At 58.1% G+C, this 15,698-nt stretch carries 13 protein-coding genes and 2 tRNA genes; 7 read left to right on the top strand and 8 right to left on the bottom strand.

Annotation, left to right across the window (positions count from 1 at the left end; genetic code table 11):
- The first annotated feature begins 3 nt into the window (after positions 1 to 3).
- Both SYNCC9902_RS09295 and SYNCC9902_RS09290 read left to right on the top strand, forming a co-directional pair.
- The gene (locus SYNCC9902_RS09295; protein ID WP_369776187.1) at positions 4 to 966 is read left to right on the top strand and encodes a hypothetical protein; all 963 of its coding nucleotides are present in this window, start codon (positions 4 to 6) and stop codon (positions 964 to 966) included.
- A 69-nt stretch (positions 967 to 1,035) separates the two neighbouring features.
- Positions 1,036 to 2,496: a RecQ family ATP-dependent DNA helicase gene (locus SYNCC9902_RS09290; protein WP_011360601.1), complete on the top strand. Its 1,461-nt coding sequence runs from the start codon at positions 1,036 to 1,038 to the stop codon at positions 2,494 to 2,496.
- A gap of 6 nt (positions 2,497 to 2,502) precedes the next feature.
- On the opposite strand, the gene SYNCC9902_RS09285 is transcribed toward SYNCC9902_RS09290, so the two are convergent.
- Both SYNCC9902_RS09285 and SYNCC9902_RS09280 read right to left on the bottom strand, forming a co-directional pair.
- Entirely contained in the window at positions 2,503 to 3,447 is a 945-nt protein-coding gene (locus SYNCC9902_RS09285) for a LysM peptidoglycan-binding domain-containing protein (protein ID WP_011360600.1), read from the bottom strand.
- 91 nt (positions 3,448 to 3,538) lie between these two features.
- The gene (locus tag SYNCC9902_RS09280) at positions 3,539 to 4,888 is read right to left on the bottom strand and encodes an aldehyde dehydrogenase family protein (protein ID WP_369776186.1); all 1,350 of its coding nucleotides are present in this window, start codon (positions 4,886 to 4,888) and stop codon (positions 3,539 to 3,541) included.
- Positions 4,889 to 4,972: 84 nt separating this feature from the next.
- Between SYNCC9902_RS09280 and SYNCC9902_RS09275 the strand changes: the two genes are divergently transcribed.
- Positions 4,973 to 6,646, top strand: a complete 1,674-nt coding sequence (locus tag SYNCC9902_RS09275) for an alpha-amylase family protein (protein WP_011360598.1) — start codon at positions 4,973 to 4,975, stop codon at positions 6,644 to 6,646.
- Here SYNCC9902_RS09275 and SYNCC9902_RS09270 read toward each other — a convergent pair.
- Together SYNCC9902_RS09270 and glpK are read right to left on the bottom strand one after the other, a co-directional pair.
- Positions 6,577 to 8,166, bottom strand: a complete 1,590-nt coding sequence (locus SYNCC9902_RS09270; protein ID WP_011360597.1) for a glycerol-3-phosphate dehydrogenase/oxidase — start codon at positions 8,164 to 8,166, stop codon at positions 6,577 to 6,579. The two genes, SYNCC9902_RS09275 and SYNCC9902_RS09270, sit on opposite strands and share 70 nt — an antisense overlap.
- Positions 8,159 to 9,664, bottom strand: a complete 1,506-nt coding sequence (gene glpK, locus SYNCC9902_RS09265; protein WP_011360596.1) for a glycerol kinase GlpK — start codon at positions 9,662 to 9,664, stop codon at positions 8,159 to 8,161. Before glpK ends, SYNCC9902_RS09270 begins: the two co-directional genes overlap by 8 nt.
- 51 nt (positions 9,665 to 9,715) lie before the next feature.
- On the opposite strand from glpK, the gene SYNCC9902_RS09260 reads away from it, so the two are divergent.
- On the top strand, positions 9,716 to 11,158 hold the full coding sequence (locus tag SYNCC9902_RS09260; RefSeq protein ID WP_011360595.1) for a glycoside hydrolase family 13 protein: 1,443 nt from the start codon (positions 9,716 to 9,718) through the stop codon (positions 11,156 to 11,158).
- Between the two features lie 6 nt (positions 11,159 to 11,164).
- On the opposite strand, the gene SYNCC9902_RS09255 is transcribed toward SYNCC9902_RS09260, so the two are convergent.
- A tRNA-Thr gene (locus SYNCC9902_RS09255) sits at positions 11,165 to 11,236 on the bottom strand.
- 10 nt (positions 11,237 to 11,246) lie between these two features.
- Positions 11,247 to 11,328, bottom strand: a tRNA-Tyr gene (locus SYNCC9902_RS09250).
- An 85-nt stretch (positions 11,329 to 11,413) separates the two neighbouring features.
- Here SYNCC9902_RS09250 and aroQ point away from each other — a divergent pair.
- Together aroQ and SYNCC9902_RS09240 are read left to right on the top strand one after the other, a co-directional pair.
- On the top strand, positions 11,414 to 11,854 hold the full coding sequence (aroQ, locus tag SYNCC9902_RS09245; RefSeq protein ID WP_011360594.1) for a type II 3-dehydroquinate dehydratase: 441 nt from the start codon (positions 11,414 to 11,416) through the stop codon (positions 11,852 to 11,854).
- Entirely contained in the window at positions 11,851 to 12,504 is a 654-nt protein-coding gene (locus SYNCC9902_RS09240) for a tRNA-(ms[2]io[6]A)-hydroxylase (protein WP_011360593.1), read from the top strand. Before aroQ ends, SYNCC9902_RS09240 begins: the two co-directional genes overlap by 4 nt.
- 1 nt (position 12,505) lies before the next feature.
- Here SYNCC9902_RS09240 and SYNCC9902_RS09235 read toward each other — a convergent pair whose 3' ends face one another.
- Together SYNCC9902_RS09235 and SYNCC9902_RS09230 are read right to left on the bottom strand one after the other, a co-directional pair.
- The gene (locus tag SYNCC9902_RS09235) at positions 12,506 to 14,188 is read right to left on the bottom strand and encodes a SulP family inorganic anion transporter (protein WP_011360592.1); all 1,683 of its coding nucleotides are present in this window, start codon (positions 14,186 to 14,188) and stop codon (positions 12,506 to 12,508) included.
- Complete coding sequence (locus SYNCC9902_RS09230) at positions 14,188 to 14,655, bottom strand: hypothetical protein (protein ID WP_011360591.1); 468 nt, start codon at positions 14,653 to 14,655, stop codon at positions 14,188 to 14,190. Before SYNCC9902_RS09230 ends, SYNCC9902_RS09235 begins: the two co-directional genes overlap by 1 nt.
- 57 nt (positions 14,656 to 14,712) lie before the next feature.
- Between SYNCC9902_RS09230 and SYNCC9902_RS09225 the strand changes: the two genes are divergently transcribed.
- The gene (locus tag SYNCC9902_RS09225; protein WP_011360590.1) at positions 14,713 to 15,669 is read left to right on the top strand and encodes a DnaJ C-terminal domain-containing protein; all 957 of its coding nucleotides are present in this window, start codon (positions 14,713 to 14,715) and stop codon (positions 15,667 to 15,669) included.
- The last annotated feature ends 29 nt before the right edge of the window (positions 15,670 to 15,698 follow it).

Below are 15,698 nucleotides of genomic sequence, written 5' to 3'. Positions count from 1 at the left end.
ACCATGGAGTTTCTGGCCCGCCTAGAGCAGGCCTGGGCCATCTGTGATCGCTTTGATCTGCAAACTGAAATTTGGCGCGGCCGCATTCTTGGAGCCGTTCGTGACCGGGAAAAAAGAGGTGGTGAGGGGCGTGGAGCAGGTTTCCTTCAATGGCTTCGCGAAAATGAAATCAGCAAAACAAGGGCCTATGGCTTGATTCAGTTGGCTGAGGCGGCGGACGCGATGCTCACGGAGGGTGCTCTTGAGGAAAGCAGCGTCAATCAATTTTCAAAACGCGCCTTCATGGAAACGGCCCAGGCCGTTCCAGAAGTGCAGCTGATGATTTCGGAGGCTGCCAATGAAGGGCAGGAGATCACGCGGAAGCAAGTGCGTCGATTAACGGATGAATTCACTGCGGCGACGAGTCCGCTGCTGCCGGAAGAGATTCGTCAGCGCACCCAAGAGAACCTTCTTCCGCCAAGAGCTGTAGCTCCTCTTGTGCGGGAGCTCGCCAAGTTGCCTGAGCCGCAACAGGAGGATTTCCGCAAGGTGCTTCGAGATGAACCTGAGCTCGATCGCATTAAAGACGTCACCAGTACGGCGCGTTGGATTACGAAGGCCAATGAATCCGGAGCCGCTGTTCGTGCTTTTCAGCAGGGGGAACTCGATTTAGACAAAGCGATGCAAGAGGCGCAACGTCTGGATGCTCTTGGCTTGCTTGCGGATGCGGTGGGCCAGGCTCAGGCCCTGGAGTCGGCGGTACTCAAGCTGCACACCTCCTGGAGACGTCTTGGCGGTTTGCACGAACGCCTTTGGGTGGAAAGTGGCAGCAGTACGCCCTACCTGCGTGATGTGCTCAATGCCTTGCAGTCTTTGAGTGGGGCCACGATGCGGGTGTCGTTGGGGGAATTGGCAGGTGGAAAGCGTGTGCGGCTGCAATTGGTGGAGGAATCCCCAGAACAACTGGATCCACCCCCCTTGGCTTAACACCAGATCTTGTGCTCGTTATTCTGGGACCACTAGATCTGGTGTGTCCTGGATTCTCTTGAAAGCGCTTTGCAGACTCACTTCGGGTGGGATCGCTTTCGAGCTGGTCAGCGTGCCGTTGTTGAAGCCGTCTTAGAAGGGCGAGATGCGTTGGCGGTGTTGCCAACGGGAGGAGGCAAGTCGCTTTGCTATCAGCTCCCAGCGTTGGTGCGTGATGGCCTAGTGGTTGTGATTTCGCCGCTTGTGGCGCTCATGGAGGACCAAGTATTGGCTCTCCAGAAACGTGGGATCACAGCTGCCTGTCTGCATGCAGGCCTCGATCCAGGCCGACGGCAGCAGGCCATGGCGCGTTTGCGGGATGAATCCCTGAGGTTGCTCTACATCGCGCCGGAGCGCTTGCAGGGAGAAGCGACGCGCCAAATGTTGGAAAACCATGCATCTGAGGGGCGTCTCGTGGCATTGGCCGTGGATGAAGCCCATTGCATTAGTGCCTGGGGTCACGATTTCCGGCCTGACTACAGACGTTTGGGAATGATTCGTCGACTCTGCCCAGGTGTCCCGATGCTGGCCTTAAGTGCCACGGCGGCTCCGAGGGTGCGGGCCGACATCCTTCGTTTGCTCGATCTCCGCAGTCCCTTGGTGCAGGTGAGCTCGGCTCGGCGCGCCAACTTGAACTACACGATGCAACGTCGACCCAGGGATCCAATGCCGCAGGTACTGGAGGCCCTTAAGCAATCCCGAGGGGCTGCTTTGATCTATGCCCGGACACGCCGTTCCGTCGAGCTCTGGGCAGAGCGGCTACGGGAGCAGAAGGTTGATGCCACGCCGTACCACGCTGGGTTGGACCCAGACACCCGGCGAACGGCTCTGACGCGTTTCTTGGAGCAGAAGCGCCCGGTTCTTGTGGCAACCGTGGCTTTTGGCATGGGGGTGGATCGTGGTGATGTAGGCCTCGTGCTCCATCTCGATCTACCGGCGACCCCTGAGGGCTATTTGCAGGAATCCGGGCGTGCAGGACGCGACGGACAACCCGCTAGTTGCCTTGTGTTGTTCTCTCCAGGCGATCGCACAACGTTGAGCTGGGCGATGCAGGCTTCCGGGCGCTCGAGTCCCTCCTTAGAGGAGCGACGACGCCTTGATCTTGCTCAGCAGCAGCTGCGACGGATGGAAGCTGTCGCTGAAGGCGAGATGTGTCGTGAGCAGGCTTTGCTGCTGGCGGTAGGGGAGCTTGTTAGCCCCTGTGGACATTGCGACCGCTGTAAGACCGCTCCAAACCACCGTGATTGGTCCACCCAGGTTGAAACACTGCTAACGCACCTTGCCGACCAGGAGGGGATGGATCTTCGACGTTTGGGTGAGCACCTTGCCCTGCATGAGCCTGGTCGTGGAGACCGTTGGACTTGGTTGGCACGGCGACTTGTGCAGGAGGAATTAATCCGTGAGAGCAACGATGGTGCTCAACGGCTGTACCTCCGGGAGAGCGGTCGCAGTTTCCTTAAAACTCCATGGCCACTGGATTACGCGGCATAGATATCGCTATGCCTTGGCCTGACAGCGATCTTTAACCAAGTCTTTCTCGAAGCGGCTTTGGGGAGCGGCCCAGAGTTTCCAGCTGCCATCAGCTCCCGTTGCATTGATTTTGTTGGCTGAGCAATTCACCGCCAGGTACAACCCTTGGCCTTGGGAATTCAGCGTTGGGACCACTTGACTGCCCCCCATTGGTTGCCAATTGGCCCAGTCCACTTGCAGCGGACCGTAGGTTCTCCAATCCGTCGACTTTGCGAGTTGCGTTTTGGTCGTTGTCGAGGCAGGCACGACCTTCTTGGCAGGTTGTGCTGTGCTGACTTTGGTTTGAACGGGCTTGGTTACGGCCGGTTTGCTCTGGCTTTGGGTTGCCAAGACGGTGGTGGGTTGCGTGAGATAGAGCCGTGTGCCCACCTCCACTTTGTTGGGGTTGGTGAGGTCGTTGATGCTGATCAGCGTGGAGATTGGCAGCTTGTAGGCCTTGGCAATTTGGGTGAGGGTTTGCCCCTTAGCCACGGTGTGTTCAGTGGCTCCAGGGATAGGGGTTACGGCAACGGGTTTGAAGCCAGGTTTTGGCAGAACAGCGTTGCTGGGTAATTTCAGGGTTTGGCCCACTTCCACGTGGTTGGCGTTGCGGAGGCCATTGACGGCCATCAGATCTCGGCTGCTCACCTTGTATTGGGTTGCGATTCTGCTGAGGGTTTCTCCCCCTTTTACCCGATGTCGTCCGTTACCGGCGCTCACCCTTGGCCCTGGAACTTGAAGCTGGCTGCCCGCTTCCAAGTAGTTGGCATTGCTCATGTTGTTGAGCCGCATCAAAGTGCCCACGCTCACGCCTGATCGGTAGGCAATGTCTGTGAGCGTTTCTCCAGGTCGCACCGTGATGGTGGCGGCGGTTGCCGAGAGGGGAAGGATTAGAGCCGTCAGGGCAAGGACGGCGAAACCAGAGCGGCGCATTCGACTCCTTTAATTTCCCGAACCATACGGTGCCTGAAGCAAAGCGCCAGCCCCCAGAGCGACTGCTGCAGAAGGGATGTCTCACTCCAGCTCATCCTGCGATTCGTCTCAGTACGTTGAGATCCACGGAGTACGGCGGGTACCGAAGTTTGAAATCAAATCGGAACCCCCGTTTCAGCACGGCCTTGTAGTGGCTGAAGGTCTGAAAACCGTTGTGACCGTGATAACTCCCCATCCCACTAGCCCCGACGCCTCCGAAGGGGAGTTCTGGAATACCGGCTTGCATCACCACGTCGTTCAAGCAGACACCGCCTGAGCTGGTGGTGCTCAACACCTCTTGCTGTTGAGCTTCGTTTCCGCCAAACAGGTAAAGGGCAAGTGGTTTGCCTTGTTGACGGATTGCCTGAAGAGCCTCGCTGAGGTTGCCAAGGCGCAGCACGGGCAGCAGCGGTCCGAAGAGTTCCTCGCCCATGAGTGGATCCTGACGATCATCCACTGCAATCACGGTTGGGGCGATGCGACGTTGCTCTCGACTGATTTCGCCGCCAATCAAGATTCGACCTTTTGCCCTTGCTGTTTCCAGCAATCGTTCCAGTCGTTGGAACTGCTGTTCATTGATGATCTTCCCGAGTTGATCGGATGCCAGTGGATCTTCCCCGTACATCGCCAACCGTTCGTTGCGCAGCGCATTCAGGAGGTCTGCGTAGAGATCGGACTCCACCAAAAGGTGGTCTGGGGCAATACAGGTTTGCCCAGCATTGATGCCTTTACCCCAGATCAACCGGCGGGCACTCACGCCAAGGTTGGCGCCTTGAAGCACGAGGGCAGGGCTTTTCCCTCCCAACTCAAGGGTGACCGGTGTGAGGTTTGCGGCAGCTCCAGCCAGGACTTTGCGGCCGATCTGCCCTCCACCGGTAAAAAAGATGTGGTCAAACGGCATGGCCACCAGTTGTGCGGCTACGGCACCATCGCCTTGTTCGACCCTCACGACCTCTGGCTCAAAATGGTCGGCGACCAGCTTGGCGATTAAGCCTGCAACTGCTGGCGCATGCTCCGAGGGCTTCAACACCGCTGTATTGCCAGCCGCAAGGGCACTAATGAGTGGACGCAGGGTGAGCTGGAAGGGGTAATTCCAAGGACCGATCACGAGGACGCAGCCCAAGGGTTCCGGAATGACCTGGGCTTGCCCCGGGCTGAGGGCAACGGGAACAGGCACCCGTTTGGCACGCATCCAACGACGCAAATGGCGACGTGTGAATTTCAACTCTTGTCGCAAGGCGACAATCTCAAAGAAAGCTTCAGTTGCGGGTTTGCCGAGATCAGTTTGTAGGGCCTTTAGGACGTCCTGCTCATGCTGTTCGATCAGCGTCATCAGCCGTCCCAACTGCTCTTTTCGCCAGGCCAAGGGTCGGGTAACCCCCGAGCCAACGCTCTCTTGCATCCGGGTCAATTGTTGGATGGAGAGGATCACGGGGCTGACGTTCTGGCCAGATGGGTCTAGCAGTGGTGCATCTGCATCCGGGGGATGACCACAGGGCGGCCATGGTGGTCAGGAACGGTTGTTTATCAACTGATCGTTCGCAGCTACTCCGACGGGAACGGTGATGGCATCGGTGATTTCAAAGGTTTGGCAGCGCGTTTGCCTTACCTGCGATGGCTTGGGGTGAAAACCCTATGGCTGACGCCTATCTATCCATCCCCACTGCGGGATGGCGGATATGACATCACTGATTTCAAAGGGATTCATCCAGATCTTGGCGATCTGGCTTCGTTTCATCGCTTTTTGACAGCAGCCCACAGCCAGGGCATGCGGGTGATTCTCGACTTGGTTTTGAACCACACCAGTGACTTGCACCCTTGGTTCCAGCGGGCCCGATGGGCTCCAAAAGGAAGTCCGGAGCGTGGTGTTTACGTCTGGAGTGATGACCCCAAGCAGTACAGCGATGCGCCTGTGCTGTTTCGACACTTCGAATCATCGAACTGGGAATGGGATTCCGTTGCGGAGCAGTACTACCTGCATCGCTTTCTCCGTCATCAGCCTGATCTCAACTACGAAAATCCCTGGGTCCAGGAGGCGATGTTGGACGTCGTCGATTTCTGGCTGGAGAGGGGGGTGGATGGCTTTCGCCTCGACGCCGTTCCGTTTTTGTTCGAAGCAGAAGGAACCCGTTGCGAAGGGCTGCCAGAAACCCATGCGTTCCTCAAGCGCTTGCGGAAGCGCGTTGATGCCCATGGCCGCGATGTGTTGCTGCTCGGTGAGGCGATTCAACCCGTTGATGAGGCGGCGCCTTATCTCGCGGACGATGAGCTTCAGGGCGCCTTCAATTTTGTGTTGACAGCCCATCTGTTTGCAGCAATCGCCAGTGGCACGGCCCAAAAGTTGGGCGAGTGTTTACTGGAAGCGGAGCAGGCCGTGGAAGGCCCTCGATGGGCGCTGCCGTTGCGCAATCACGATGAGCTTTGGCTTGGTGATGGACACCTCATTGACGATGAGGTGATTCAAGCGGTGCGGTTTGGTTTACCCCAGGGCCAGGGCCATTGGTTGAACTGGGGAATTAACCGTCGACTGGCTCCGTTGCTCAACGGTGATCCCCGCTCCAACCGCCTTCTGCACGGTTTGCTGTACAGCTTGCCCGGGATGCCTTGCCTGTATTACGGCGATGAGCTGGGAATGGGGGATTGGCCTGGCTTGAGGGACCGTGATCCCAACCGAACTCCGATGGCTTGGACCCCAGCCCGTAATGGAGGTTTTTCCATGGCCCCAGATCCATTGCTGGTGCTGCCTCCCATCACGGCGGCTGGCTACGACTACCGCGTGGTGAATGTGGAAGTGCAAAAGCAGTTGCCGGGTTCATTGCTGAATTGGCATCGGCGGATGCTGACCTCCCGTCGGTTGCTGCCAGCACTGCAGCATGGCGATTTCACCCTGCTCCCCAGCAGTCATCCAGGTGTTTTGGTGTATTTGCGATCCACAGACGAGATGTCTGTTTTGGTGGCGGCGAATGTGACCGCTGCGGGAGCGTCATTGAGCTTGGATTTATCGGCGTGGAAAGGACAACGCACGCGTGAAGTGATGTGGGGGTGTGAATTCCCCACCGCCAACGAGGAGTGGTTTGTGAATTTGCCGCCCTACGGATTCAACTGGTGGCTCATTGGTGAGGTGGAAGTGGCCGTGGAGGCTGATACAAGGCCGGATTGAGCGAGGTACGTCTCAGTGAGAGGTTCCAGCCGTTGCGCTTCAGCAAAATCCACCATCGCTAAACGGCACCGACGGGCCAGAACGTCGGTGCTGCTGCGGGCTTGTTCTGCCTGAATGGCATGGGAGATTTCTGCCTCACAGAGGGGAATGACGTCGCTGAGGGGGGCTCGCTTCTCAGGAGCGGCGGCTGCGATCAGTGGCACCGCTTGAAGCCCGTGGCTGCCTTGCAGATGCTCGATCTGGGCAGAGCGTTGGGAGGTGTTGGGCAGAAGATTTTCCAGTTGTTTTTTTTGCGCTGCGAGTTCGTCTCTGGTGGCTGTTGGCGTGGCTCCACTCCCTAGTAGCACTAGGGGTTTGGGGGATGGAAGTGGCTGGCCTAGCTGACGCTCGACAGCCGTCAGGGTGTCGAGGGCCATCGGTCGACAGGTGGTCCATTTGCCGCCCATCACACTCACCAATCCACAGGGAAGGGTTTCCACCTCGTGCTCGCGCACCACTCTGCTGCTGTTCAATCCTTCACCAGGCGGCTTGAGGAGAGGTCTCCCTCCGGCCCAACGGCTGGTGACCTGCGGCTCCGCACAGCCTGGGAACCACTCACGCACGTAATTCAGTAGGTAGCTTTCTTCTTCAGCGGTACAGGACGAGGCCAGACTCGGATCGCAGGCTTCATCGGTGGTTCCCACCAATGTGCGTCCAAAGAAGGGAAGCATGAATAGCACCCGGCCGTCGGCTGTAGAGGGAACGAGCAGTCCCAGACCCTGCGGACAGAGGTTCTGCTTCAACACGATGTGGCTGCCACGGCTTGTGAGCATCCGAGCGGGGGCTTCTGGGTCTGCCATTTGACGAAGGGCATCGGCACCGAGTCCTGTTGCGTTGACAACGACGCGGGCTGTCCAGCGTTCTTGCGTTCCATCTCCGGTTTCGCTGATGGCGGCCACAAGTCGTCCGGCGCCATTGCGTTCGAGTCCAACCACCTTGCAGCGGGTCCGCAGCTGTGCTCCGGCCCGTTGGGCGGTCAAGGCCAGAAGCAAGTTGAGGCGTGCGTCATCAAATTGCCCATCTTTGTAGGCCACAGCTCCTTGGCAGCTTTTCAACTGGGGCAGGGCTTCGTCCAATTGGTGGCTTGACAGCAATCGACTGGAGCCAATGCCTTGTCGCCCTGCGAGGGCGTCATAAACGCCGAGTCCGATGCGGTAGTAGGCCTGGCCGCAGAGTGTCTTGGTGGGAAGTGCTAACTCGAGGCGTCGGGCCAAAAACGGGGCCTGTTCCAGCCAATGGCCCCGCTCCAGCAGTGCCTCCCGGACAAGATTGAGCTGCGCAAGATCGAGGGTTTTAAAAGCCAGTTCGAGATATCGCACCCCGCCATGCAGCAACTTCGTGCTGCGGCTACTGGTGCCACCGCCGATATCCCCTGCCTCTAAGAGGGCAACGGAAAGGCCGCGACGAACTGCCTCGTAGGCCACGCTGGCGCCACTGGCCCCCGCGCCAATCACAACCAAATCAACGTTGTGGTCACTCATGCCAGTTCAAGCTGCGGGTTACGGCGTTATCCCAACGGGTTCGCCAAGCCTTGCGCTCAGCCGCATCGCACTGCGGTTGGAAGAGTTGGGCTCCATCCCGTCGGTGGAGGGCAAGGTTGTTCAGATCGTTGACCACTCCAGCTTGCAAACCTGCAAACAACGCCACGCCTCGTGCCGTGCTTTCCAGACTGGCGGGTCGTCGCACCGTGAGTCCTGTGCTGTCTGCTTGGGCCTGCAGGAGCGGATCCGAGGCGGCGGCACCTCCATCCACTGCAAGTTCTCCCAGCCCATGCCCGAGGGCTTGTTCCGCGAGATCCACCAGGGTGGATACAGAGAGGGCGATTCCTTCCAGGGCGGCCCTTGCAATGTGGCAGCGGTTGCTATCGCGGGTTAGCCCCACCAGGATCCCCCGTGCTTCGGGGTTCCAGTGGGGGGTGCCCCAGCCCGTGAAAGCTGGCACCAACATCACGCCGCCGGAATCAGCAACTTGATTGGCGAGGTCGTTCACCTGCTCTGCTCGCTCGATGATTTGGAGGCCATCCCGCAGCCACTGGATCACAGTGCCGGCATTGAAAAGGCTGCCTTCAAGGCAATAGGTGGGCACGCCATCAGCGTCGGTCCACCCCAGGGTGCTGAGTAGCCCGGCTTCGGATCGACGAATCTCGTTGCCGGTGTTGATCACGAGGAACGCTCCTGTTCCGTAGGTGCATTTGCTTTCACCGGGTTGCAAGCAGAGTTGTCCGAGGGTGGCGGCCTGTTGATCCCCGAGCATGGCCTGAATCGGTAGCCCTTCAAAGGGCAAGCCTGCAGCAATTTGGGCGATGTCCCCTCGGCAGGGCAGCAGCTCGGGCAAGGCATTGGCTGGCAATCCGGTATGGATGCGGAAGTCATCCACCCACTGGCGTTGCTCCAGATCCAGCAGCAGTGTGCGGCTGGCGTTGCTCAGATCGCTTCCGTGATGTTGTCCTTCGGTGAGCTGCCAAAGGAGCCACGATTCCACAGTGCCAAAGCAGAGGTCATCCGCGGCAGCCGCGGCAGCTGCCTCTCCGTAGTGCTCCAGCATCCAGCGGATCTTGCTGGCACTGAAATAGGGATCGAGCAAGAGCCCTGTGCGTCGCCGCCAGTCCTGTTCCAATCCCTGGCGTTTCCAGTCTGCGCAGATGGATGCGGTCCGCCCGTCTTGCCAGACCAGCGCTGGCCCGCAAGGAACACCGGTGCTGCGTCGCCAAAGCACGGTTGTTTCCCGTTGGTTGGTGATGCCACAGCTCACCACTGCTTGGCGTTGGTCGTCCCTCAGCTTCCGCTGAAGGTCGATGAGGGCTTGCCGTTGGCTCGCCCAGATCTCCAGTGGATCCTGCTCGACCCAACCATCGGCGGGGTACTGGATCGGTAGTGGGGCGCTAGCGCTGGCGACCAGATCACCCGCCGGATTGAAGACCACAGCTCGGGAGCTGCTCGTGCCCTGGTCCAGGGCCAACAGGAGAGGCTGATGCGCCATGGCAGTGCTGTTTCTTTCCTGCTAGCGAGAGGATCGCCACCTGGAAAGGTTATGGGCGTGCCCACATTGTTTTCCGACCCGCCGGCTTGGGTGACTGAGGCGGTCATCTACCAAGTTTTTCCTGATCGTTTTCGTCGGAGCGCCAGGGTGGAGGCGCAGCAGCATTTGCAGTTCAAGCCCTGGGGGGCTGATCCCACAGAGGAAGGGTTTCAAGGCGGTGATCTGTATGGAGTGATCGATGGTTTGGATCACCTTCAAGCCATGGGCATTAACTGCCTGTATCTCACACCGATTTTTTCTTCAGCGGCGAACCATCGCTATCACGCCTACGACTACTTCGAAGTTGATCCTCTGTTAGGGGGAAATGCTGCTCTCGATGCGTTGATCGCTGCGCTGCACCAACGCGGCATGCGACTGGTGCTAGATGGTGTTTTTAACCATTGCGGCCGCGGCTTTTGGGCCTTCCACCATCTCGCCGAGAACGGGGAGTCATCGCCCTATCGCCATTGGTTTCACATCCGTCAATGGCCGATTCGGCCATACCCAGCCAAGGATGAAGATTGTGGATACGACTGCTGGTGGGCTTTGCCAGCTCTGCCAAAGTTCAACCACGCCGATGCTGGGGTGCGTGAGCACTTGCTGGCGGTGGCCCGTTACTGGCTAGAGCGTGGCATTGATGGCTGGCGACTCGATGTGCCTGCAGAGGTTCCCGAAGATTTTTGGGTGTCTTTTCGACAGGAGGTGCGAAGGGTCAACCCAGAGGCTTGGATTGTTGGTGAGGTGTGGGGAGATGCACGCCGCTGGCTGCAAGGCGAGCATTTTGATGGCGTGATGAATTACCGGATTGGCTGGAGCAGCTTGTGCTGGGTGGCCGGTGATCAGCTTCGTCAGAGCTATCGCAATCCCGAATACCCCTTGAATCCTTTAACGACGCAGGAGTTGATTGATATTTGGACCACGACGGCGAGTTGGTATCGCGCTGAAGTGAACCGCGCCCAGATGAATTTGCTCGATAGCCACGATGTGCCAAGGGCGCTGCACACGCTGAAGGGTGATGTGGCGGCCTTGAAGTTGTCGTTGCTGTTGCTTTTTCTCCAGCCAGGAGCGCCGTGTATTTATTACGGCACCGAGGCTGGGCTGGCTGGTGGCCCGGATGACGACGTTTCTAGTGGTCCGGAACCGGCCTGTCGTGAGGCCTTCCCCTGGGAACAACCCTGGACGGCTGATCTTTGCAGCTACGTTTCGCTTTTAAAAGCATTCCGCGATCGTTGGCTCAACCTTGGCCAGCCTTTGATCAGCTGGAGCGCTTTGGGACCGGATGGGTTGATGGCATCCACACCCAATTGGCAGCTATGGATCAATCGCAGCCGACATTCTGAGCTGTGTTGCTCCAACTCAGACGTAGTTGAGGAGGTGATCTGCGGCAGTTTGATCAACGGGAGATTGCACCCCCAAAGTGCCGTGATCATTTTCACCCCCAGTGCCAAGGAGTGAAATGAAAGCCCTTGTCGAGACTTGAACTCGAGACCTCTCCCTTACCAAGGGAGTGCTCTACCGCTGAGCTACAAGGGCGTGTGGAAGGTGGGCCGGGTTGGATTTGAACCAACGTAGGCAGAGCCAGTGGATTTACAGTCCACCCCCATTAACCACTCGGGCACCGACCCGAACCACACCCGGAGAATTTACCAGCCGATGCGTCATTCCTTGCCGTATCGATACGATTAATCCAGCTGAAACGGCCTTTTGGCCATGCACGTTCTGCTCCTTAATGGTCCAAATCTCAATTTGCTTGGGCAGCGGGAGCCTGGGATTTATGGCTGCGACACCTTGGCGACGATTGAAACGGAGCTCACTCGAGAGGCCAAAGCTGATGGTGTTGAGTTGGTGTGCTTTCAAAGCAACTTCGAAGGAGCTTTGATTGAGCGCATCCATCAGGCCATGGGAGAGAGCCAGGGGATTTTGATTAATGCCGGTGCTTACACCCATTCATCGATTGCGATTCGGGATGCCTTAACCGGTGTGGCCATTCCCTATGTGGAGTTACACCTCAGCAACACCCATGCTCGCGAGCCTTTTCGCCATCAGTCGTACCTTGCAGGCCGTGCCGTTGGAGTGGTGAGTGGATTCGGCGCCAAGAGTTATTCATTGGCTCTGAGCGGATTGGTCCATCACTTGCGACAGGGCGGATGACCGTTTCATTTCCGCAGAAGGCCACTCCGGAGAAGTCCACAGCTTCGATTCGTTGGCTTGCGGCACCCACGAGTTGGACTTGGGTTGAACAGGCCAATGCGCGGCCGATGGCGGTGTTGATCGACCATGCCCATTGCGAGCGGAAAGCTGCAGGATCTGCTGTGCAGATGATGTTCCGATACCTGTGTGAGCCAGGACTTGGGGAGGCGCTGAGCCCTTTGGCGCGGGAGGAGCTGGAGCATTTTGAGCAGGTTCTTGCCTTGATCAAGTCGCGCGGCCGCTATCTCGAGCCACTTCCTTCGCCTGGATATGCCGCCAACTTGGCGCGTCATATCCGTAAGGGTGAGCCCCAGCGGATGCTGGACTCCTTTCTTGTGGCTGGCTTAATCGAAGCGCGGAGCCATGAACGGATGGCTCTCTTGGCCGAGCACAGCCCAGATCCTGAATTGCGCTCGCTCTATGGCGATCTCTTGGCAAGCGAAGCACGACATTTTGGTTTGTATTGGGTTTTGGTGGAGGAGAGATTTACGAGAGCTGTGTTGGTGGAACGCTTGCAAACCTTGGCCCTTGCTGAAGTGGAGGCTTTGCAAGGTGTCCTTGAGTCTCCAGACGATGTGCGGATGCACTCTTGTGGGGTGTCTCCCATCTGAGCTACGCCGATATGTCTTGGGCTGCTATATGCAATGCCTCGCGCCGAGAGTTCACCAGTTCTGCGTGAACACCGAATTGGCGGAGCCTCTGTTGCAGTTTTGAGTTAGCTCCAGCGATCAAGATGGTTCGTCCGGATGTTTGGGCCTCTTGCACCATCCGCTCGATGGCGAGCGAGGCAGAGATTCCAATTCTGGGAACCTCTGTGATGTCCAGAATCAAAACCTTGTAGTTCTGGATCAGGCCCATTCGGGCACTAATTCCCTTGGCAGCACCAAAGCTGAGTGGTCCGCGTAGTCGGAACAGCATCAGAGCGTTACCGCACTGATCAACCAAGCTCTTTTCCTCTGTAGTGAGGTCGTGGAGACGGACTTCAGCGGCATCGGGTGGGTTATCGGCATCCATCCCCTCCAGCTGCGTTTGGGTGATGGAGTCAACGGTGAGCAAGTTGGCGACGAACATCCCAACCAAGACGCCCCAAATCAAGTCCCAAAACACCGTCATCAAGAGGACGGAGTACATCAATACGGCCGTTTTCCCGGAGAGACGGTGGGCACGAAGAAGAAAGCCCCAGTCGATGATGTCGAGCCCCACTTTGATCAAAATTCCAGCTAGCAGTGCTGTGGGAATTTGTGCGGCAAGCGGACCTGCCCCCAGCAAAACAACCAGCAGAACGAATGAATGGCTCATCCCGGAGAGCGGTGTGGCGCCGCCGGATTTGATGTTGATGACTGTGCGCATCGTGGCGCCAGCCCCTGGCAGGCCAGACAAGAAGCCAGCAGCGGTGTTGGCCATTCCTTGCCCGATCAGCTCACGGTTGGAGTTGTGGCTTGTTTGGGTGATGTTGTCGGCGACGAGTGAGGTGAGGAGTGAGTCGATCGCTCCCAATAGGGCGAGGACCAGACCAGCCTTCACCAGCTCTGGGAGGTGCTCACTGAAGTTGGGCATCACCAACTGAAGTCCCCCTTCGGGTATGGCTCCGATCCGAGCCAGTGGTTCCAGTCCGAGGGCGTTTAAACGGTCGTCGTTGAAGAACAGCAACGACAGTGGCGTCACAATCACCAGTGCCAGGAGTGGTGAGGGGATCCACTGGCGCAGCCGCAATGGTGAAAGGAAAACGACAGCCAGTGTCATCACACCCACCGCCAAAGCTGCGGGATTGAGGCCAGGGCTGTTGGCCAGTGTTTGCAGCGAATCCACCACGCCACCTCGGGTGGTAACCCCCACAAATGGCCCAAGCTGCAAAACGAGAATGATGAAGCCAATTCCCGACATGAACCCCGACACCACGGAGTAGGGAACGAGTGTGATGAAACGGCCCAGGCGCAGCACTCCAAGCAGAACTTCGCAAACGCCGCCGATGACCACTGCAGCCATCACCATCGGCAGGATTTCGCCTGCGCTTAGGTCTTGATTCACGCCAACGGCGGCGAGGCTGGAGACGACCCCCGCCACGGTCACGCTCATGGGTCCTGTCGGACCGCTCACCTGGGCGGGGGTTCCGCCCAGCAGAGCGGCTAAGAATCCAGTGATAATCGCCCCGTAGAGCCCATAAATTGCTCCGCCTGGGCCCAGAGCTGCGTTGCCAAACGCCAGTGCGAGAGGCAGGGCCACAACAGCAGCGGTCAGTCCACCGAGGAGGTCGCCTTTCAGATTGCGGCGATGGAGGCCGTGAATAAAGCCCATTAAGGCAGCCCACTCCAGATGCTCAGTGCGTCGAGCGATTGCAACCCTTCTCGTCGACGTCCATCAGGCATGACCCAGGTGGGGTAAGCGCGAATGGCTGCAGATTCACAATCGGCGGCTTGTTGGGGACGTTTTTTGGGTTGTCGACACTCCACATAGGGAACGCTGCTCCCCGCTTGTTGACCAAACAGGTTCATTTGGCGAAAGCAAGCCGGACAACTCCAGGAGCCATAAAAGCGAGCCCCGATGGCACTTAGATGATTAGCGAGCTCGATGGCCTGATCGCTCGATGCCCGAAGGGGCTCTCCAATCGTTCCCTTCCACTTCTCCTCAGCTGAAGCGGGCAGAGCCCAGATGGCGGCGCCCAAGGCCCAACCCGTGAAAACGATTCCACCGATTCTCTTCATGCAGGCCAAGCGCGACAAATCGAAGTTAGGGCGGATGGCACCGTTCGGGCTTCCCTCCATCTCGAACCCTCACCAAACGAGCCACCGTTGAGAAAGTGGAATTAGGAAATGGGAACCATGGCTGGTAGCGGATACAAGGATTATTTCCAGGTTCTCGGTGTGGATCGATCCGTCGATGCTGATGGAATTAAGCGCGCTTTCAGAAAGTTGGCCCGTCAATATCACCCCGACGTCAATCCTGGGGATGCATCGGCTGAGGCGCGTTTTAAGGAAATTAGTGAGGCCTATGAAGTGCTGTCTGATGCCGACAAGCGCAGGCGATACGAGCAGTTTGGTCAGTACTGGAACCAGGCAGGGGGGATGGGAGGTGGCGCTCCCGGCATGGATGTTGATTTCGGCCGCTATGGAAATTTCGACGATTTCATCAACGACTTGCTCGGACGCTTTGGCGGACCTGGCGGTTCCCCTGGATTCCAGGGGGGCGGTTTCCCCGGCGGAGGATTTTCAAGGGGAGCTCAGGCGTCGCGTTCACCCGTAAATCTTGATGCGGAAGCGTCCGTTGGGGTGTCGTTTACGGAGGCCTATCGGGGTGGAGAACGAACGTTGTCGGTGAACAACGAGAGGGTTCAGGTTCGTATCCCCGCTGGGGTCAAAAACGGATCGCGTCTTCGTCTCAAGGGGAAGGGGAATTTGCAGCCTGGAACGGGTCGTCGCGGTGATCTTTATCTGAATCTTTCGATCAAACCCCACGCGATCTGGCGTCTTGATGGTGATCAACTGCGTGCCGACCTTCCCGTCAGTTTTGATGAGTTGGCCTTGGGCGGGATGGTCACCGTGATGACCCCTGATGGCGAAGCTCAAGTGTCGATTCCGCCTGGTACTCCGCCAGGACGCAGTCTTCGACTCAAAAATAAGGGTTGGCCTTTGAAAGCTGGCCGCGGCGATCTTCTGCTGACCCTCACCCTGGAGCTGCCTGCGTCCTGGAGTTCAGAGGAGCAGCAGTTGCTCGAACAACTTCGTGTTCAGCGTTCTTCGAATCCCCGCCACGACTGGTTACGAAGTGCCGCGCTTTGAACGGCGGACCGTACGATCGCTGATACCTC

This window comes from Synechococcus sp. CC9902 (assembly GCF_000012505.1).
Classification (GTDB): Bacteria; Cyanobacteriota; Cyanobacteriia; order PCC-6307; family Cyanobiaceae; genus Parasynechococcus.
Note: the sequence above shows the minus strand (reverse complement) of the source record. Positions and strands in the feature narration are given on the sequence as shown.